At 69.6% G+C, this 18,391-nt stretch carries 18 protein-coding genes and 2 pseudogenes; 10 read left to right on the top strand and 10 right to left on the bottom strand.

Annotated elements, in window-relative coordinates; genetic code table 11:
- Positions 1-174: 174 nt before the first annotated feature.
- A pseudogene (locus FBY35_RS17500) lies at positions 175-543 on the bottom strand (NAD(P)H-dependent oxidoreductase); the annotation flags it as partial.
- Between FBY35_RS17500 and FBY35_RS17495 the strand changes: the two are divergent.
- The 4 genes and pseudogenes from FBY35_RS17495 to FBY35_RS17480 all read left to right on the top strand — a co-directional run.
- A pseudogene (locus FBY35_RS17495) lies at positions 540-759 on the top strand (winged helix-turn-helix transcriptional regulator); the annotation flags it as partial. The pseudogenes FBY35_RS17500 and FBY35_RS17495 overlap by 4 nt on opposite strands.
- Before the next feature lie 228 nt (positions 760-987).
- Positions 988-2,529: a DUF2252 domain-containing protein gene (locus FBY35_RS17490; protein ID WP_142214692.1), complete on the top strand. Its 1,542-nt coding sequence runs from the start codon at positions 988-990 to the stop codon at positions 2,527-2,529.
- A 33-nt stretch (positions 2,530-2,562) separates the two neighbouring features.
- Positions 2,563-3,396, top strand: a complete 834-nt coding sequence (locus tag FBY35_RS17485; RefSeq protein WP_142214691.1) for a hypothetical protein — start codon at positions 2,563-2,565, stop codon at positions 3,394-3,396.
- A 73-nt stretch (positions 3,397-3,469) separates the two neighbouring features.
- Positions 3,470-3,814: a rhodanese-like domain-containing protein gene (locus tag FBY35_RS17480; RefSeq protein ID WP_142214690.1), complete on the top strand. Its 345-nt coding sequence runs from the start codon at positions 3,470-3,472 to the stop codon at positions 3,812-3,814.
- 16 nt (positions 3,815-3,830) lie between these two features.
- Here FBY35_RS17480 and FBY35_RS17475 read toward each other — a convergent pair whose 3' ends face one another.
- From FBY35_RS17475 to paaA, 6 genes are all read right to left on the bottom strand, one after another.
- Positions 3,831-5,000 (bottom strand): acyl-CoA dehydrogenase family protein, encoded by a 1,170-nt coding sequence (locus tag FBY35_RS17475; protein WP_142214689.1) that lies wholly within the window; start codon positions 4,998-5,000, stop codon positions 3,831-3,833.
- A 124-nt stretch (positions 5,001-5,124) separates the two neighbouring features.
- On the bottom strand, positions 5,125-6,180 hold the full coding sequence (locus tag FBY35_RS17470; protein WP_142214688.1) for a 2Fe-2S iron-sulfur cluster-binding protein: 1,056 nt from the start codon (positions 6,178-6,180) through the stop codon (positions 5,125-5,127).
- Positions 6,181-6,684 (bottom strand): 1,2-phenylacetyl-CoA epoxidase subunit PaaD, encoded by a 504-nt coding sequence (paaD, locus tag FBY35_RS17465; protein WP_142214687.1) that lies wholly within the window; start codon positions 6,682-6,684, stop codon positions 6,181-6,183.
- On the bottom strand, positions 6,678-7,394 hold the full coding sequence (gene paaC / locus FBY35_RS17460) for a 1,2-phenylacetyl-CoA epoxidase subunit PaaC (RefSeq protein WP_142214686.1): 717 nt from the start codon (positions 7,392-7,394) through the stop codon (positions 6,678-6,680). The genes paaD and paaC overlap by 7 nt, the downstream gene beginning before the upstream one ends.
- Entirely contained in the window at positions 7,391-7,681 is a 291-nt protein-coding gene (gene paaB / locus FBY35_RS17455; protein WP_142214685.1) for a 1,2-phenylacetyl-CoA epoxidase subunit PaaB, read from the bottom strand. Before paaB ends, paaC begins: the two co-directional genes overlap by 4 nt.
- The gene (gene paaA, locus FBY35_RS17450) at positions 7,678-8,643 is read right to left on the bottom strand and encodes a 1,2-phenylacetyl-CoA epoxidase subunit PaaA (protein WP_142214684.1); all 966 of its coding nucleotides are present in this window, start codon (positions 8,641-8,643) and stop codon (positions 7,678-7,680) included. The genes paaB and paaA overlap by 4 nt, the downstream gene beginning before the upstream one ends.
- A gap of 114 nt (positions 8,644-8,757) precedes the next feature.
- Between paaA and FBY35_RS17445 the strand changes: the two genes are divergently transcribed.
- Together FBY35_RS17445 and FBY35_RS17440 are read left to right on the top strand one after the other, a co-directional pair.
- Positions 8,758-9,720, top strand: a complete 963-nt coding sequence (locus tag FBY35_RS17445) for a DUF5819 family protein (RefSeq protein ID WP_142214683.1) — start codon at positions 8,758-8,760, stop codon at positions 9,718-9,720.
- Between the two features lie 56 nt (positions 9,721-9,776).
- The gene (locus FBY35_RS17440; protein ID WP_260848703.1) at positions 9,777-10,925 is read left to right on the top strand and encodes an HTTM domain-containing protein; all 1,149 of its coding nucleotides are present in this window, start codon (positions 9,777-9,779) and stop codon (positions 10,923-10,925) included.
- Positions 10,926-11,060: 135 nt separating this feature from the next.
- Here FBY35_RS17440 and FBY35_RS17430 read toward each other — a convergent pair whose 3' ends face one another.
- Positions 11,061-12,302 (bottom strand): IS701 family transposase, encoded by a 1,242-nt coding sequence (locus tag FBY35_RS17430; RefSeq protein WP_399208371.1) that lies wholly within the window; start codon positions 12,300-12,302, stop codon positions 11,061-11,063.
- A gap of 107 nt (positions 12,303-12,409) precedes the next feature.
- Between FBY35_RS17430 and FBY35_RS17425 the strand changes: the two genes are divergently transcribed.
- Positions 12,410-12,652, top strand: a complete 243-nt coding sequence (locus FBY35_RS17425) for a hypothetical protein (RefSeq protein ID WP_142214681.1) — start codon at positions 12,410-12,412, stop codon at positions 12,650-12,652.
- A 66-nt stretch (positions 12,653-12,718) separates the two neighbouring features.
- Here the strand turns inward: FBY35_RS17425 and FBY35_RS17420 are convergent, their stop codons facing one another.
- Positions 12,719-13,375, bottom strand: coding sequence for a hypothetical protein (locus FBY35_RS17420; RefSeq protein ID WP_142214680.1), 657 nt, complete (start codon positions 13,373-13,375; stop codon positions 12,719-12,721).
- A gap of 201 nt (positions 13,376-13,576) precedes the next feature.
- Between FBY35_RS17420 and FBY35_RS17415 the strand changes: the two genes are divergently transcribed.
- A complete protein-coding gene (locus FBY35_RS17415; RefSeq protein ID WP_142214679.1) occupies positions 13,577-14,353 on the top strand; it encodes an RNA methyltransferase in 777 nt (258 codons plus the stop codon).
- A gap of 93 nt (positions 14,354-14,446) precedes the next feature.
- Here the strand turns inward: FBY35_RS17415 and paaN are convergent, their stop codons facing one another.
- A complete protein-coding gene (gene paaN, locus FBY35_RS17410; RefSeq protein ID WP_142214678.1) occupies positions 14,447-16,123 on the bottom strand; it encodes a phenylacetic acid degradation protein PaaN in 1,677 nt (558 codons plus the stop codon).
- A gap of 122 nt (positions 16,124-16,245) precedes the next feature.
- Between paaN and FBY35_RS17405 the strand changes: the two genes are divergently transcribed.
- Both FBY35_RS17405 and FBY35_RS17400 read left to right on the top strand, forming a co-directional pair.
- The gene (locus FBY35_RS17405; RefSeq protein ID WP_142214677.1) at positions 16,246-17,763 is read left to right on the top strand and encodes a 3-hydroxyacyl-CoA dehydrogenase; all 1,518 of its coding nucleotides are present in this window, start codon (positions 16,246-16,248) and stop codon (positions 17,761-17,763) included.
- Positions 17,760-18,353 carry a TetR/AcrR family transcriptional regulator gene (locus FBY35_RS17400; protein WP_142214676.1) on the top strand — a complete coding sequence of 198 codons (594 nt, stop codon included), beginning with the start codon at positions 17,760-17,762 and terminating at the stop codon, positions 18,351-18,353. Before FBY35_RS17405 ends, FBY35_RS17400 begins: the two co-directional genes overlap by 4 nt.
- Positions 18,354-18,391 lie beyond the last annotated feature (38 nt).

Here is an 18,391-nt window from a genome sequence, read left to right as displayed (position 1 = left end):
ATGGCGCGTGATGCCTGGGCCCTGGCACGGGCGGGCCGGTCTCGTGAACCGGCGGCGTGATGCGTCGTCGTTCGTCGCTCCACGGGGAACATACGTGTTGCATGTTTCACGTGAAACGCCCGCCGGGGAGGACCCTCGGCGGACGTTCGCGCACGGTCGAGACGGTTTGAGCGGTCAGCCGGCCAGGCACGCGGCCAGGGTCTTGCCCTTCTCGGCAGCCTCATCCAGTGCCTTGGTGCGGGAGGCGTTGGCGAGCGGGATCAGTTCCGCCATCTCCGGCTTGGAGTGGGCCAGCGTCAGTTCGGGAACGATGAGGTCGACTTCAGCGCCGAGCATGCCGGTCAGCACCTTCTCCAGGTAGTTCTGAACGTACTCGAAGCCTCGCGCGGGGTACCCGGAGCATAGGAACCGCCGCGGCTGGCGACGACCGTGACCGGGGTTCCGGCTACCGGTCCGTCAGGACCCGCGTTGTGACCGACGACGATCACCTGGTCCAGCCACGCGTTGAGGAGTGGACGGGATCGTGAAGGTGTCCATGGCAGCTGAGGCGTGCCATTCCGGGCATCAGCGAGCGCATGCTCTCGGACCGGCTGACCGGGCTGGGGGCGGCCGGGCTGGTGGTGCGGGAAGTCGACCGGGCCGCCGCTGAGGGTCGCCTACCGGCTGACGGACGCCGGGGCGGCGATGGAGCCCGCGCTCAAGGAGCTGGCGCGGTGGGCGGACGGGCATCTGGCGAAGGGCGAGTCGGGCCACTGCTAGCGCTGCTTCCACTCGTGTGGTGTGGCAGAGGCCAGATGGGCTGGGGGATGTCTCCGGCCGAGTTGTGCCACAGCAGATGGGCCCGGTGTGGTGGATCTTCGCGGGCAGTGGAAGTGCCGAACGTTATCCACAGGGGGAGACGGCTGTCGGGGAGCGGCGGTACGGTCGTTGGCAGTTGATGTTGAAGGTGTACGTGTTCGTGCACGACGACGGGGGAGGCAGCGCTTCATGGGCGAGGCTGAGACGGGGACGCCGACAGGGCGGGCGGAGTTCGACGGAGCGGGCGCCGGCGGGTCCGGGGGTGCCGTGAGGGCACCCGGGGACGCGGCAGGGGTAGGGGCGCGTGTCCCGGTGGTGCCTGGATTCGCACGGCGTCCGGGTCAGGAGGTGGCTGGTGCCCCGGATGGCGCCAGGTCGCCGAAGGAGGCGGGGAAGGCGCTGCGGGACAGGATTCCGCGGGCCTCGCACGACTCGCTCGTACTTCCGGTGGCGCGGCCCGACGCAGTCCAGGCCGTCGAGGAGTCCAGCCGCGGCCGGGTGCCGGAGCTCACGCCGATACGGGTCGGCCGGATGGCCGCCTCGCCGTTCGCCTTTCTCCGCGGCTCGGCCGGCCTGATGGCCCATGACCTGGTGGGCACTCCGGTCACCGGAGTCGGCGCGCAGATCTGCGGTGATGCCCACGCGGCGAACTTCGGTCTGTACGGCGATGCGCGCGGCCGCCTTGTCATCGACCTGAACGACTTCGACGAGACCGTCGTGGGCCCATGGGAATGGGACCTCAAGCGGCTCGCCGTCTCGCTGGTGCTGGCCGGGCGCGTGGTCGGCGCGGACGAAACCGTCTGCCGGGCGGCGGCCTTCGACGCCGTGGGCGCGTACCGGCGCACGATGCGGCTGCTGGCCAGGCTGCCCGCGCTGGACGCGTGGAATGCCATCGCCGACGAGGAACTCGTCTCCCACACCGACGCGCGGGATCTGATCGGCACGCTGGAGCGAGTCTCGGAGAAGGCCCGGAACAACACCAGCGCGCGCTTCGCCGCCAAGTCGACCGAGGCCGTGTCCGACAGCGACTCCGCCCCGGGCGAGGGGGGACGGCGCTTCGTGGACGCGCCGCCGGTGCTGCGACGAGTACCGGACGCGGAAGCGGCGGCCGTCGCCGCGTCGCTGGAGGAGTATCTGAGCACGGTGTCCGAGGACCGGCTTCCGCTGCTCGCCTGGTACTCGATCCATGACGTGGCCTTCCGGGTGGTCGGGACCGGGAGCGTGGGTACCCGGTCATATGTCGTGCTGCTGCTCGACCACCGTGGCGACGCGCTGGTGCTGCAGGTGAAGGAGGCACGGTCCTCGGCGCTCGTTCCGTATCTGAAGGCTGCCGGGTTCCCTGTTCCGGACGTGGAGCACGAGGGGCGCCGGGTGGTGCTCGGCCAGAAGCGGATGCAGGTGGTCAGCGACATTCTTCTTGGCTGGACGACGGTCGACGGACGGCCTTTCCAGGTACGGCAGTTCAGGAACCGCAAGGGCAGCGTGGACCCGGCGGCCCTCGCGCCGGACCAGGTGGACGACTACGGACGGATGACCGGAGCGCTGCTGGCCCGGGCGCACGCGCACAGCGCCGATCCGCGGCTGCTCGCCGGATACTGCGGAAAGAACGAAGAGCTGGACGAGGCGGTGGCCGGCTTCGCCGGGATCTACGCGGACCGTACGGAGGCGGACCACGCGGATCTGCTGTCGGCGATCAAGAGCGGACGGATAGCCGCTGAGCTGGGGGTGTGACCGGGCGCTCGGCCGCGCCCGTAGGCTGGGCGGGTGACCCAGGATGCAGCCGGGGGCCCGACGACCCGGAACGACGAAGAGCAGGCCGCGCAGGCGCGGCCCGAGGCCCGGCTGGAGAAGGCTGTGCGCGCGGCCGAGCAGGCGCTGATCGAGTTCGAGATCGCGCTGGAGACGTTCCGGGTGGAGGTCGAGAACTTCTCCCGGCTGCATCACCAGAAGCTCGGCCCGATGTATGCGCGTCTGGACGAGCTGGATGCCCAGATCGCCGAGGCCACGGCCGCCCGCACCGGCGATCCGGAGGATCTGCGCAAGGCGCAGGAGGCCCGGGCGATGGTGATGCCCATGCCGGGCGTCGACGAGCTGTTCCACGACTGGATGGACTCCGACGGCCTCTCGCCCGAGGCCGCCGCGATGCTCACCGACCAGCCTGTGCGGGCGCCGAAGCGGGTGCGGCCGAGCGAAGAAGCACGCAAGCTCTACCGTGAGCTGGCCCGCAAGGCGCATCCGGACCTGGCTCAGGACGAGGCGGAACGGGTGCGGCGCGACGAGTTCATCACGCGCGTGAACGGCGCGTATGGGTTCGGCGATGTGGCGTTGCTGAAGGAGCTGGCCGCGGAGTGGGAGGCCGGTCCGGTGCCGGCCGAGCAGCGGCTGAGCGAGAGCGAGGAGCTCTATGCCCGGCTCGAGTGGTTGTCGCAGCGCAAGGAGATGCTGACCGCGGTCGCCAAGGAGCTGGAGGAAAGCGCGATCGGCGCGATGCTGCGGATGGCGCCCGAGGACCCGGACCGGCTGCTGGAGGAGATTGCCGAGCAGCTGCTCGCGCAGGTCGCAGAGCGCGAGGCGGAACTGTCCAAACTGGTGCAGTAGGTTTTCTGAGTGGCTCGGGAGACCTGGAGCACGCAGAGCCCTGCCGCCGTACGCACGAGAGAAGGCATAGCCCATGAATTTCGCCCCGCTGCCCGCGGTGGATGCCGCGGCGGTACCGTCCGACGGCCTGGTGCTGGACGTCCGGGAGAACGACGAGTGGGCTGCCGGACATGTCGAGGGCGCACTGCATGTGCCGATGAGCGACTTCGTGGCCCGCTTCGGTGAGGTGACCGAGGCTGTGGCGGACAAGGGCCGTGCCCATGTGATGTGCCGGGTCGGCGGGCGGTCCGCGCAGGTCACCCAGTATCTGGTGCAGCAGGGCATCGACGCGGTGAACATCGAGGGCGGCATGCTCGCATGGGACGGCGCCGGGCGGCCGATGGTCACCGACAACGACAGCCCGGCCTTCGTTCTCTGAGCTTGCCTCCGCGCTGCTAGCCCAGAGGATGGGCCGCCAGCAGCTCGCCCAGCGCCTCCTCGTGGGCGGCTGCGGGGCCGAGCGAGAGTTCGAGCTGCTTGGCCCAGGCGTGATAGCGATGCAGCGGATAGTCGGTGTCCGCGCCGAAGCCGCCGTGCAGATGCTGGGCGGTCTGCACGACACGGCGTACACCCTCCGATGCCCAGATTTTCGCAACCGCCACATCGCCGGACACGGGCAGCGGGCCGCCGACTCCCGCACTCCCCCGCGCCGGGCTCAGCCGCCAGGCCGCCTGCCAGAGGGTCGCCTCCATCGCGCGCAGATCGATATAACGGTCGGCGGCCTGGACGGCGACGGCCTGGAATGTCGCGACCGGAAATCCAAACTGCTCGCGCTTTCCGGTGTATTCACTGGTCATTGAGAGCACCGCCTCACCGAGACCGAGCGCCAGCGCACAGGTCCCGGTCGCCAGGAGCTGGCGCAGCCACTCCCAGGCTCCCTCGGCGGCGATCAGCTCGCGGCTCCCGACCCGTACGGAATCCAGGCTGACCTCGGCGAAGCGCTCGCCGCTGGTGGAGATCTGCTCGGCGAGAGCGAGCCCGCCACGGTCCCGGGGGACCAGCGCCAACACGGCTCGGCCGTCATCGGTGTGCGCCGGTATCGCGATCCGGTCCGCGGACTGGGCCCACGGCACGCCCGTCTGTACGCCGTCCAGCACCCAGCCTTCCCCGTGCCCGTCCCCGTGTGCGGCGTCCCGGCGGGCGGCGACGGCGAGCTCGGCGGGGTCGTGACCGGTGCGGCCATTGGCCCCGACGGTGAGGACCAGCTCACCGCGGCCGACGCGGGGGAGGACCTCGTCGCTCAACTCGGCGCTGCCATAGCGCTCCACTGCCATGGCGACCGCACTCGTCTCCAGCAGCGGTACCCGCGCCAGTACCTTCGCTGACTCACGCAGAATGAGGCAGAGTGCGATGGGATCGAGGCCCGCCCCGCCGTACTGCGGGGACACGACGAGGCTCAGCAGATCCGCGTCCGCGAGCTTGGCCCACAGCGGCCGGTCGAACTCCTCGGCCACCGCGCCCGGGGTGAGCGCGGGAGACGGCACACCATCGGGAGCGACGCCCGAGAAGACCGCCCTCGCCGCCTCGACGGCCGCCTGCTGCTCCTCGGTGAAAGTGAAGTCCACTGTCCTGTCCTCCCACGCACCGGCGCTGCCTACCTATCTGACGGTCCGTCAAGATAGAACAGCTCCTGGAAAAAGAACACAGCGCGGGAGGACCAAGGGCGCGCCGGGCTCGGCGCGCCGGGTCTCAGCGGTCGAAGTCCAACTCCACTTCCGGCGTCGCGGGATGGGACTGGCAGGCCAGCACATAGCCCGCCTCGGTCTCTTCCTGCTCCAGCGCGAAGTTGCGGTCCATTCGCACTTCGCCCGAGACCAGGAACGCCCTGCAGGTGCCGCAGACGCCGCCCTTGCATGCATACGGCGCGTCCGCGCGGCTCCGCAGCACTGTCTCGAGCAGCGACTCCCCTTCCCGGACGGGCCACTTGCCGGACCGGCCGTCGAGAGTCGCGGTGAGCTCGGCGTGGGCCGGAGCGGTCACCGCGACCTTGCTCGGCCCCGAGTCGTCATCCACATGGAAGATCTCCTCGTGGATGCGGCTGCGGTCCACACCGAGCCCGCGCAGTGCGCTCTCGGCACCCCGGACCAGGCCGAAGGGGCCGCACAGGAACCAGCCGTCCACGTCCGCCACCGGCACCAGCGCCGGCAGCAGCCCGGTCAGCCGCTCCTGGTCCAGCCGTCCGGACCCCAGCCCCGACTGCTGCTCCTCCCGGGAGAGCACGGTCACCAGCTGCAGACGGTCAGGGAAGCGGTCCTTGAGGTCGGCGACCTCGTCCAGGAACATCGTCGAAGCCGCGGTGCGGTCGCTGCGTATCAGGCAGAACCGGGCCTCCGGCTCGGCAGCCAGCAGCGTTGCCGCCATCGACAGCACCGGGGTGATGCCGCTGCCGCCGACGATCGCCGCGAAGTACCCGGGGCGGGGGGCGAGGAGGAAGCGGCCCATTGGAGGCATCACCTCGACGGTGTCGCCGACGGCCAGTTCCTTGAGCGCGAACGTCGAGAACTCGCCCCCGTCGACCAGCCGGATGCCCACACGCAGCATCGGATCAGCGTTGGCCGGGGCGGCCGGGGTGCAGATCGAGTACGTGCGGCGGATCTCCTCGCCCTGCACCAGGCGGCGCAGGGCCAGATGCTGGCCGGGGGTGTGGCGGAAGGTCTCGCGCAGCTCGGGCGGCACCTGGAAGGTGACGGCCACCGAGTCGTCCGTGAGCTGTTCGACCTCGCTCACCCGGAGCGGATGGAACATCTACAACTCCTTGAAGTGGTCGAATGGTTCGCGGCAGCTGACGCAGCGACGCAGAGCCTTGCAGGCGGTGGAGGAGAACCTGCTCAGCAGTTCGGTGTCGGTGGAGCCGCAGTGCGGGCAGCGCACGGAGAGCGTGAGCGCCACCGGTCCCTCAGCGGCGTGCGGGCGGGGCGGCGCTATCCCGAACTCGGCCAGCTTGCGCCGTCCTTCTGCGCTGATGTCGTCCGTCGACCACGCCGGTGAGAGAACCTTGACGACCGAGACGTCCGGCACCCCGTGGTCGTGGAGGATCTGCTCTATGTCCGAGGTCATGGCCTCGATCGCGGGGCAGCCGGTGTAGGTCGGAGTCAGTTCCACCTCGACCCTGCCGGGCCCGAGGATCTGGACCCCGCGCAGGACACCGAGCTCCTCCAGGGTCAGCACCGGCAGCTCGGGGTCCGGCACGGAGCCGGCGAGCCTGCGCAGCTCCTCCTCGAGACGCGTGTCGGTCACGTCGGTCACCATGACGCCCCCGGGTGGCTGCGGTGCAGATGCTGCATCTCGGCCAGCATCCGCCCGAAGGACTCGGTGTGCAGGCCCTGGCGGCCCGCCCCCGCCGCCCAGCCGCCGGAACGCGGCCCGTCGGGCACGGTCAGTGTGGACCGCTCCAGGACGGCGCTGACGCTCTCCAGCCAACTGGTCTGCAGTGCCTGCCAGTCGATGTCCAGCCCTTCGACCGGCTGGAACATCTCCCCGGTGAACCGCCACAGCGCGTCGCAGGCGCGCTGCATCCGCTCATGGCTCTCGGCCGTGCCGTCGCCGAGCCGCGCCGTCCAGTGTTCGGCGTGGTCCTGGTGGTAAGCGACCTCCTTGACCGCCTTCGCAGCGAGCCCGGCGAACTCGCTGTCGCCGGCCGCCAGCTGCCCGTACAGCAGCCGCTGGTAGACGGAGAAGTAGAGCTGGCGGGCGACGGTGTGCGCGAAGTCGCCGTTCGGCTGCTCGACCAGCTGGAGGTTGCGAAAGGCCCGCTCCTCGCGCAGATACGCCAGCTCGTCCTCGTCGCCGACGAGGGAGAGCAGCACCCGCGCCTGCCCCAGCAGGTCCAGCGCGATATTGGCGAGGGCGACCTCCTCCTCCAGGACGGGCGCATGGCCCGACCACTCCCCCAGGCGGTGCGAGAGCACCAGTGCGTCGTCGCCGAGGGCCAGTGCCGCGGCGTTCACCGTGGTGGTCACAGGTGCTTCACCCCTTCCGGGATCTCGTAGAAGGTCGGGTGGCGGTAGGGCTTGTCGGCAGCCGGCTCGAAGAACGGGTCCTTCTCGTCGGGCGAGGAGGCGGTGATCGAGGTGGAGGGGACGACCCAGATCGACACGCCTTCGTTTCGCCGGGTGTACAGATCGCGGGCGTTGCGCAGGGCCATCTCCGCGTCCGGGGCGTGCAGGCTTCCCGCGTGGGTGTGGGACAGCCCGCGGCGCGAGCGGACGAAGACCTCCCACAGCGGCCAGTCGGTCGAGCTGCTCATGCCGTCGCCTCCCCGGGCTTCAAGTGCTGTGCTTCATGCTTGCTTGCGTATGCCGCGGCCGCTTCCCGGACCCAGGCACCCTCTTCGTGCGCCCTGCGCCGCTGCGTAATCCGCTGTTCGTTGCAGGGGCCGTTGCCCTTGAGGACTTCCTGGAACTCCGACCAGTCGATCGCGCCGAAGTCGTGGTGTCCCCGCTCCTCGTTCCACCTCAGGTCGGGGTCCGGGAGGGTGAGCCCGAGCGTTTCGGCCTGCGGGACGCAGATGTCCACGAAGCGCTGGCGCAGCTCGTCGTTGGAGTGCCGCTTGATCTTCCAGGCCATGGACTGCGCGGAGTGCGCAGACTCGTCGTCCGGCGGACCGAACATCATCAGCGAGGGCCACCACCAGCGGTTCACCGCGTCCTGTGCCATCTCGTGCTGGGCGGGCGTGCCCCTGGAGAGGGTGAGCAGCAGCTCGTAGCCCTGGCGCTGGTGGAAGGACTCCTCCTTGCAGATCCTGACCATCGCCCTGGCGTAAGGGCCGTAGGAGCAGCGGCACAGCGGCACCTGGTTGGTGATCGCGGCGCCGTCAACCAGCCAGCCGATTGCGCCGACATCCGCCCAGGTCAGAGTTGGGTAGTTGAAGATCGAGGAGTACCTCTGGCGGCCGGCGTGGAGCTTGTCGAGCAGCTCCTCGCGGCTGGTGCCCAGGGTCTCGGCCGCGCTGTACAGATACAGACCGTGGCCCGCTTCGTCCTGGACCTTGGCCATCAGGATCGCCTTGCGCCGCAGTGAGGGCGCCCGGGTGATCCAGTTCGCCTCGGGTTGCATTCCGATGATCTCGGAATGGGCGTGCTGTGCCATCTGGCGCACCAGCGTCGCCCGGTAGGCGTCCGGCATCCAGTCGCGCGGCTCGATGCGCTCGTCGGCGGCTACGGCGGCGTCGAAAACCGCCTCGTAGGTATCCGCAGTCACTGCCGTCATCCGGGCTCCCCTACCGACCGATCGTTCGGTTCATTGACTTCAATGGTGAGTCGACGGCCCGTAGGGTGTCAACCCTGTGGATAACTGAGGTGGACCGATGGGGATCGGGGCGGGATGGACTCCTACGAGGACGAGGACGCCGGAGGCGCCGGGGGCCTGAGCTCCGAGACGCCCGCCGGCCACGGCTTCGAGCCCGTCCCCGCAGCCCGGCGTGAGGCGGTCGGCCGATCCGAGGCCGCACCTCAGTCCGAGCTGACCGAGCCCGAGCTGACCGAGCCCGAAATGCCTGAGGAGCCCGAGCTGCCTCAGGCCGCCATGCTTGAGCTGCCAGCGCCCGAGCTGCCTCACCTCGAAATGTCGCAGCAGGCCGAGCTGCCTCAGCCCGAGCGCAATTCCGGCCCGGGTCCTGCGCCCGCGCGGGGCATCGCGGCGCTCTCCCTCCCGTATCAAGTGGCTGCGGCCCTCTCACTCGCGATCATCGCCGCGCTCGCCTGCGTCCACCTTGCCATGGTGTTCCTGCACGTTGCCCCGCCCAACACGGTGACCAAGAAACACGGCGAAGCGGTCGACGGCTGGATCTATCCCGAGTTTGAGCAGAACTGGAAACTCTTCGCCCCGAACCCGCTTCAGCAGAACGTCGACGTAGAGGTGAAGGTCGAGTACGTCGCCTCCGACGGCAGCCGGGAGATCACCGGCTGGATCGATCTCACCGCCGATGACGGCCAGGCGATCCGCGGCAATCCCCTCCCCAGCCATGTCCAGCAGAACGAGCTGCGCCGGGCCTGGGACTTCTATGTCAATTCTCACGACAACGAGAACCGAGGAAACGGCCTGCGTGGCCAGCTCTCGGAGAACTATGTCCGCCGCATCGTGATGACGCGGCTCGACAAGCGCGACCTGGGAGGCCCGGTCGAGCGCATCCAGCTCAGGTCGTCGACCCGCTCGGTCAAGGCCCCGGAGTGGAGCGACGAGAAGATCGACACCCGCCCCGCCCACCGCGTTCTGCCCTGGTGGACGATCACCGCGGCGGACCTGCCCGGCGGAGTCCGTAACGGTCGTACGGAGGCGAGCCGGTGAGCGACACTCCCGACCGCAGGGCCGCCCGTGCCGTCCAGCACATCACCTCGACGGCCATGGGCCCGTACCAGAGCGCCGTCATCCGGATCGGCTTCGCCGCCACGTGGCTGCTCTTCCTGCTCCGCGAGCTGCCCAACCGCCGTGAAATGTACGGGCCCAACGGCTCCTGGAGCTGGGACATGGCGCGGCAGCTCATCGCGGGCAATGACGCCTTCACGGCCCTTATGTGGGCGGACAACAACGTCTGGTTCGAGGTCGTGTACGGCCTCGCGGTACTGTCCAGCGCGCTGCTGATGCTGGGCTGGCGAACCCGCACCATGTCCGTGCTCTTCATGGTCGGTGTGCTCTCGCTGCAGAATCGCTCCATCTTCATGGGCGACGGCGGGGACAACGTCATCCATCTGATGGCGATCTATCTGGTCCTGACCCGCTGCGGACAGGTCTGGTCGCTGGACGCGCGGCGCACGGCGCGGGCGGTTCCGGATCTGCGAGGCGTGCCACCGTGTGACCGGATGGGCCCGGCACTGTGGGCCGTGCTGGGATTCGCCCTGGTCATAGCCACCTTCCTGAATCAGACCGGCTGGTTCTTCCTGCTCCTTCTCTGGGGGCTCTGGGTGGGGCAGGGCCTGTGGTGGATGGCTGGCCGGTACGCGCCGCACAGCGAACCGCGCGCCCTGCTGGACGTTGTGGCCAACCTCGCGCACAACGCGGCCCTCGTCGTGATCATGGCCGAGGTCTGTCTGATCTACGCCACCGCCGGCTGGTACAAGATCCAGGGCTCGCGCTGGCAGGATGGCACCGCGCTGTACTACCCACTCAAGCTCGACTACTTCACGCCCTGGCCGGCCCTCTCGGACCTTCTCGCCTCCGGCGGCGTGATGGTGATGGTGCTGACGTACGGCACGGTCATCGTGCAGGTCGCCTTTCCCTTCACGCTCTTCAACCGCCGCGTCAAGAACGTCCTGCTCGTGGCCATGATGATGGAGCACGCGGCGATCGCCGTTCTGCTGGGGCTGCCGTTCTTCTCGCTGGCGATGATCGCCGCCGACGCCGTTTTTCTGCCGACCACTTTCCTGATCCGGCTCGGCGGGTGGACGGCGCGCGGCAGGGACCGGCTGCTCTCCCGAATGGGCGGGGCGGGGGGCGCAGCAGCGACGCGGGAGCCAGGACCAGCCCCCGACGCTCGTTGGGTGAGTACCACCTAGTAGTGCTTCGTTAGGTTGCGCCTGGTGGGTGACCGTCTGTCTGGGCCGGGGTCGGTAAGTCTCGGTGGCAGGTGGGGCATGCGCCGGTCCAGCACAGCAGGAGGTCCTGCAGGGTCTGGAGGACTTGGTAGAAGGTCAGGCCGGCGCTTGGGCTTTTGGGTCCAGGCGCCGGAGGGTGAGGAAGGCGTGGGCGGCGGTGACGAGGGTGACGTGGTGGTGCCAGCCGCGCCAGGTGCGGCCTTCGAAGTGGTCCAGGCCCAGCCCGTGCTTGAGTTCGCGGTAGTCGTGTTCGATCCGCCAGCGGATCTTCGCCATGCGGACCAGGTGTCGCAGCGCGGTGTCGGCGGGGAGGCTGGTCAGCCAGTAGTCAGTGGGCTCATCCTGGTGCGGCGGCCATTCGGCGATCAGGGTCTCGGCGGGCAGAACGCCGTCCCACCCGGCACGGCCACCGGCTTCCTCCCGCGCTGCCTTCGTCGCCGCGACACCGGCCGGGCGGACCTCCAGCACGATGAACCGGCTGGTCATCGCGCCTCTGCTGCCCTGGCGCCAGGTGCAACGCCGCAGCCGACGCCGCCCGGCGGTCGTGACCAGGTCTTTCAGGGAGCGGGCCGGCTCGCGGTAACGGGGCAGCCGTGGGGCGCCCATCCGCCCTTCTCGTTCCGGCGCGATGGGCACGGCCTGCCCGGGGTGAGCGCTGATGTCACCGCGAACCGCCACGGCGTAGTCCAGGCCGCGATCGGCCAGCCCGGCACGGAAGGCATGCATCTGGCCGTATCCGGCATCAGCCACCACGACCCGGCCGGGCAGCCCCCACCCGAGCGCCTCATCAATCGCGTCCAGGGCCAGACGCCACTTCTCCCGGTGCCCAACCTCCGCGGGCACCCCTGCCTTCGCGCGACGCCCATCGGCCGGATCAGCCCACTCGGCGGGCAGGAACAGCCGCCAGTTCAGCGGCACGGAGGCGGCGTCGGTGACCGCGTGCAGGCTCACTCCCACCTGGCACAGCGACTTCTTGCCCAAAGCCCCGCACCACTGGCGGGCCGCCCCCGCCGACTGGTCTCCCGCCTTGGGGAAGGAGGTGTCGTCGATCACCCACGCCTCCGGAGAGATCTCCGAGGCCACCTTCGTCGCAACGGACCGCAGCACCGGAACGTGGTCCCACGTCGACTGGCTGACGAACTGCTGCAACGCCTGCATGTTGCCGTCCGGCAGCCGCTCGGCCATCGGCTGGATCGACTTGCGCCGCCCGTCCAGCATCAGCCCACGCAAGTAACAGTCCCCCCACCCGCGCTGATCCTTTCGCTTCAACGACGCGAACGCCTCGGCAACGAACTCGCCAAGGTTCTCCCGCAGTTCCTCGATCTCCCCAAGATCCACGACCAGCAGCATGCACCACCACACGCCACCCGATCAAACCAACCTAACGAAGCACTACTAGAACCGGTTCAACGGCGCCGGCCAGGGGGCGGCTCACGGCCTCCTTGTTGCGGCGGGCTCAGGAGCGCGAACCAGTCCACGGCGAGTACGGCGCCCAGTCCGACGAAGAGGGCTGCGACATGCAGAAAGCGGGCTACGGTCTGCAGCATTGGATCGGGACGGATGTGACCGGACATCCAGCACACGGCGGCCAGGACGGCGCAGCTCAGGAGCCCTGCCGCCACGAGAAGCCCCAGCGGCGTGTGGGCGGCCTCGGACTGCTCCGGGGCTCGATGACCGGCGGCCACTGACTGCTTCGGCCGACCGGCAGAAGCCCCGGACCGATCTCTTGGTCCGGGGCTTGGGCTTCGCGGTGGCTACGGCGTGAAGACCTGCTCCAGGCGGTGGATGGCGCCGTCCTTGCCGGTCTCATACCTGAACACGAGTCCGGAGTCGGGGTGCGCATTGATCCAGTCGATCAGTTCCTGCACGCCGATCCGCTTGTTCTCACTGCTGTCGGTGATGGGGTTGGTGGCGGTGACATACGCGGCCTGGTCGAGAGCCCAGCGGCTGTGTTCGCCTGTGACGACGAAGGGCGCCCCGTCTGTGTCCTTCCCCGGGCAACCCCAGGCACCGTGCTCAACGACCAGGTTCACCTTCCCGGTGCTGCCGTCGAGTTCCTCAACTCGGTAGACGGCGAACTCGTCGGGATCGACATGGTCCGGGCTCGGCGGCTTGCTGGCACAGCCGGCGGCGGGCGCTTTGGTCGCGGGTGATCCTTTGTGCTTGGCGCCGGGCTTGCCGGCCGGCGTGCCGCCAACGCCGGCACCGGGGGACGAGGGGGCTGTGGCGCCCACGCTCGGCTTCGGGTCGGGCTTATGGGCAGTCGTGCTCGGTGACGGAGTTGCCTTGGCTCCCGCGCTCGGCGTCGCCGCCCCGGCGTCAGACCCGTCTTCCTTGCACCCGGTGAGCACAGCGGTCAGTGTGACGGCCGCGAGCGCGAGGACAACGGGTCTGAGTCGGTTGGCATTCATGAGGACGTCCCCCTGTTCACAGGCGGCCCAGTCGGCCGCACCCCCAAGCGGGACCGTAGCAACGGCGTTGTCGCACCGCTGCGCTGGAACTCCCGGTGTCACAGAGCCGGGACAAGCCCGTCACGGGGCACGGACGGTGGTGGCCCCACTGGGGTGTTTGCGATGTGTGAGAGCGGCTGTTCGGCACCGTAGCCTGAGGCGATGAGCGACGACGATGCCACGAAGGCCGTACGGCAATGGAGCGAGGCCGCGCCTGATGTTGTGCTGCTTGACGGCTTCCACGCGCTGAAGCATGCGCTCCGTTTCGGAGCGGACATACGAGTCGGCATCACCAGCGACAAGGAGGCCGTCCTGGCGCTGGCTGCTTCACTTGCCGACGACGTTACGGAACGCATCAGGGATCTTGTCGTCGAGGTACCGGGACAGACCCTGCGGGAACTGGTGCCGAGAGTTCACCCCACGCAGGTGGCCGCTCTTGCTACCAGGCCAAGCCGTCAGGCGAATGTGGCGGGCCTGGTGAGACTGCCGCGGACGTCTCCGATCGTCGTTCTCGACAACCCGCGCAATCTCGGGAATGTCGGAGCCGTGGTTCGTCTTGCTGCCGGGTTCGGGGCCACAGGCGTGGTCACCACCGGCGACCTGGACCCGTGGCATCCCAACGTGGTGAGGGCGGGGGCGGGTCTCCATTTCGCCACTGCCGTGGAACGGCTACCCGTCAGTGATCTTCCACCGGGCCCGCTGTACGTCCTTGACCCGGAAGGGGAGGGCATCAGGGCGGTGGGCATCCCTGGTGACGCGCTGCTTGTATTCGGCTCCGAGCGGCACGGGGTCTCGCCCGAGCTCCGGGGCCGGGCAACCAAGCTGCTGGCCCTCCCGATGCGGTCCCAGGTGTCGAGCTACAACCTTGCGACCAGTGTGGCCATGGCTCTGTTCCACTCGCGCGGTCCGCTACCGGGACCAGAAGCCCAGGTCGGCTGAACGGCGGGCCGTGAACCGAAGGCCCCGCAGCGCCGTGACCCCTGGCAAGGCCGTGACCCGTACGTCCCACGGGTCACGGCCTGCCCAGGTGCCTCAGGCCTGGCGGCGGACTTCCACCACACGGAAGCGGTTGGAGACGAACGCGCCGTCGCACAGAGCCGCGTTGGCCGCCGGGTTGCCACCCGAGCCGTGGAAGTCGGAGAACGCAGCCGTCTGGTTGACGTACACCCCGCCCGTCAGATTCAGGGAGAGCTGCGCCGACTCGTCGAGGCAGACGTCCTCGATCGAGCGCTCGGTCGCTTCCGAGGTCGTGTACGCGCCGACGGTCATCGCGCCCCTCTCGCGGACTGTGCGCCGCAGCAGCTCCAGCGCATCGGCCGTGGAGTCCACGGCGACCGCGAAGGACACCGGGCCGAAGCACTCCGAGAGGAAGACGGCATCGGAGTCGGCTCCCTCCCAGAGCTTCCGGGCGCCGTCGAGCTTGACGATGACCGGCGTACGGACGACCGCGTCCGGGAACTCCGGGTTGGTGATCTTCCGTGAGGGCAGAGCCACCTCGCCCGCTCCGGCCGCCGCGTCCAGGCGCGCCTTCACGTCAGGGTTGACCAGCGCGCCCAGCAGGGCGTTCGCCCGGGCGTCATCGCCGAGCAGGCCGCCCACGGAGGCCGCGAGGTCGGTGACGACCTCGTCGTAGGACTTGGGGCCCACGTCCGTGGTGATGCCGTCCCTCGGGATCAGGAGGTTCTGCGGGGTGGTGCACATCTGGCCGCTGTACAGGGACAGCGAGAAGGCCAGGTTGGACAGCATGCCCTTGTAGTTGTCGGTGGAGTCGACAACGACCGTGTTGACTCCGGCCTTCTCGGTGTGGACCTGCGCCTGGCGGGCGTTCGCCTCGAGCCAGTCACCGAAGGCGGTGGATCCCGTGTAGTCGATGATCTTGATCTCGGGGCGCACGGCCAGGGTCTTGGCGATGCCCTCGCCCGGGCGCTCGACTGCGAGAGCGACGAGATTCGGATCGAAGCCCGCCTCGGCCAGCACCTCGCGGGCCACACGCACCGTGAGCGCGAGCGGAAGCACCGCGCGGGGGTGGGGCTTGACCAGTACGGGATTGCCGGTGGCCAGGGAGGCGAAAAGCCCCGGGTAGCCGTTCCACGTGGGGAAGGTATTGCAGCCGATCAGCAGGGAGATGCCGCGGCCGGCCGTGGTGAAGGACTTCCGCAGCTCAAGGGGGTCGCGCTTGCCCTGCGGCTTGGACCAGTCGGCTGCCGCGGGGGTGCGGGTCTGCTCCTCGTAGGCGTACGCCACGGCCTCCAGGCCGCGGTCCTGGGCGTGCGGGCCGCCCGCCTGGAACGCCATCATGAAGGCCTGCCCGCTGGTGTGCATCACCGCGTGCGCGAACTCATGGGTGCGGGCATTGATCCGCGAGAGGATCTCCAGGCAGACCAGGGCACGGGTCTCGGGCCCGGCCTCGCGCCAGGCGGTCATGCCCGCCCGCATCGCGGGCAGCAGGACGTCCAGATCCGGGTGCGGGTACTCGATACCCAACTCCGGGCCGTACGGCGAGACTTCGCCGCCGGTCCAGCCGTCGGTGCCGGGCTGGTCCAGCTCGAAGCGGGTGTTGCGCAGGGCCTCGAACGCGGCGAGGCCGTCGGCCGGCGCGCTCTCTCCGTACGCCTTGGGGTGCTCGGCGTGCGGCGACCAGTAAGCGCGCGTGCGGATCGCTTCGAGGGCCTGGTCGAGCGTGGGGCGGTGGGTCTCGGTCAGCTGCATGAAGGACCAACTCCTCGTCGAGCTGGGCAGGGAAGGAATGACAGAGTTAGAGTAACCGAACGATCGGTCGGGACAAGGGGGCCGTCGAACCTGTGGACAACTCATCGGGGAGGATCACTCCCATGACCGCCATAGATCAGAGCCGGACCGTCGCCGTGGTCGGCACCGGCACCATGGGGCAGGGCATCGCGCAGGTCGCCCTGGTCGCAGGCCATCCCGTGCGTCTTTACGACGCCGTCGCCGGGCGGGCGGGCGAGGCGGCGGACGCCGTCGGCGCGCGCCTGGACCGGCTGGTCGAGAAGGGCCGGATGGACGCGGCGGCCAGGGATGCCGCCCGCGCCCGGCTGCACCCCGCGGCCGAGCTTGCCGAGCTGGCCGACGCCGCGCTCGTCGTCGAGGCGGTCGTCGAACAACTCCCGGTGAAGCAGGACCTGTTCACGTCGCTCGAGGAGATCGTTGCCGACGACTGCGTACTGGCCACCAACACCTCCTCACTCTCGGTGACTGCCATTGCGGGCGCTCTCAGGCACCCGGGCCGCTTCGTCGGCCTGCACTTCTTCAATCCGGCGCCCCTGCTCCCGCTGGTCGAGGTGGTCAGCGGCTTCGCCACCGAGGAGGCGGCCGCCACGCGCGCGTACGAGACGGCGAAGGCCTGGGGCAAGACCCCGGTGCGCTGTACCGACACCCCCGGTTTCATCGTCAACCGCATTGCCCGGCCCTTCTACGCCGAGGCCTTCGCGGTCTACGAGGAGAGCGGAGCCGATCCGGCCACCATCGACGCGGTGCTGCGCGAGTGCGGCGGCTTCCGGATGGGGCCCTTCGAGCTGACCGACCTGATCGGCCAGGACGTCAACGAGGCCGTGACCCGTTCCGTCTGGGAGTCCTTCTTCCAGAGCCCCAAGTTCACGCCGTCGCTCGCCCAGCGCCGGCTCGTCGAGTCGGGCCGGCACGGGCGCAAGAGCGGGCGCGGCTGGTATTCGTACGAGGAAGGCGCCCTGCGCCCCGAGCCGCACACCGCACCGGCCACCGAGCCGCCGTCCCACATCACCGTCGAGGGCGACCTCGGGCCGGCCCGGGAGCTGCTCGGGATGATCCGGGAGGCGGGTATCGGCGTCCGTGAGGAGGACGAGGACCGGGGCACCAGGATTCTGCTGCCCAGCGGCGGACAGCTGGCCCTGGCCGACGGACAGACCTCCGCGGAGTTCCGCGACGTCGTCTACTTCGACCTCGCCCTCGACTACCGGACCGCGACCCGGATCGCGCTCTCCGCCTCAGAGGTCACCGGCTGGGAGACGCTCAGGCAGTCGATCGGCCTCTTCCAGGCCCTCGGCAAGAAGGTCAGCGTCATCGGGGACGTCCCCGGGATGATCGTGGCCCGTACGGTCGCGATGCTCGTGGACCTCGCCGCCGACGCCGTCGCCAAGGGTGTCGCCACCCCTCAGGACATCGACACGGCGATGCAGCTCGGCGTCAACTATCCGCTGGGGCCGGTCGAATGGGGCCGGCGCCTCGGCCGGTTCTGGGCGCACGAGCTGCTGGACGAGCTCCACGCGCGCGTACCCACCGGGCGCTACGCCCCCTCCCTGGGGCTCTACCGGCAGGGGTACGTTCGGCCGGAGAAGGATGAGGCAGGCGCATGACCACGGCCAAGCGGGACACCTATACGCCGGAGACGCTGCTGACCGTCGCCGTACGGATCTTCAACGAGCGCGGCTACGACGGCACCTCCATGGAGCACCTCTCCAAGGCGGCCGGAATCTCCAAGTCCTCGATCTATCACCATGTGGCGGGCAAGGAGGAGCTGCTGCGCCGGGCCGTCAGCCGGGCGCTCGACTCCCTCTTCGCCGTTCTCGACGAGCCGGGGGCACTGCGCGGACGGGCCATCGAGCGGGTCGAGTACGTCACCCGGCGCACCGTCGAGGTACTGATGGCCGAGCTGCCCTATGTGACCCTGCTGCTGCGTGTACGGGGCAACACGGCCACCGAGCGGTGGGCCATGGAGCGGCGCCGGGAGTTCGACCAGCGCGTGGCCGATCTGCTCAAGGCCGCCGCGGCCGACGGCGATCTCCGTGCGGACATGGACATCCGGCTGGCGACCAGGCTGCTGTTCGGCATGGTGAACTCGCTGGTCGAGTGGTACCGGCCGCATCCCGGCGGCGGTTACGGCGGGGAGGAGGTCGCCGAGGCGGTCGTGCGGCTCGCCTTCGACGGGCTGCGTACGGACTCCTAGAGCACGCGCCCGCGCCTCCGGAGCACGCGCCCGCGCCT

Origin of the sequence: Streptomyces sp. SLBN-118 (assembly GCF_006715635.1) — a bacterium.
GTDB lineage: Bacteria > Actinomycetota > Actinomycetes > Streptomycetales > Streptomycetaceae > Streptomyces.
Note: the sequence above shows the minus strand (reverse complement) of the source record. Positions and strands in the feature narration are given on the sequence as shown.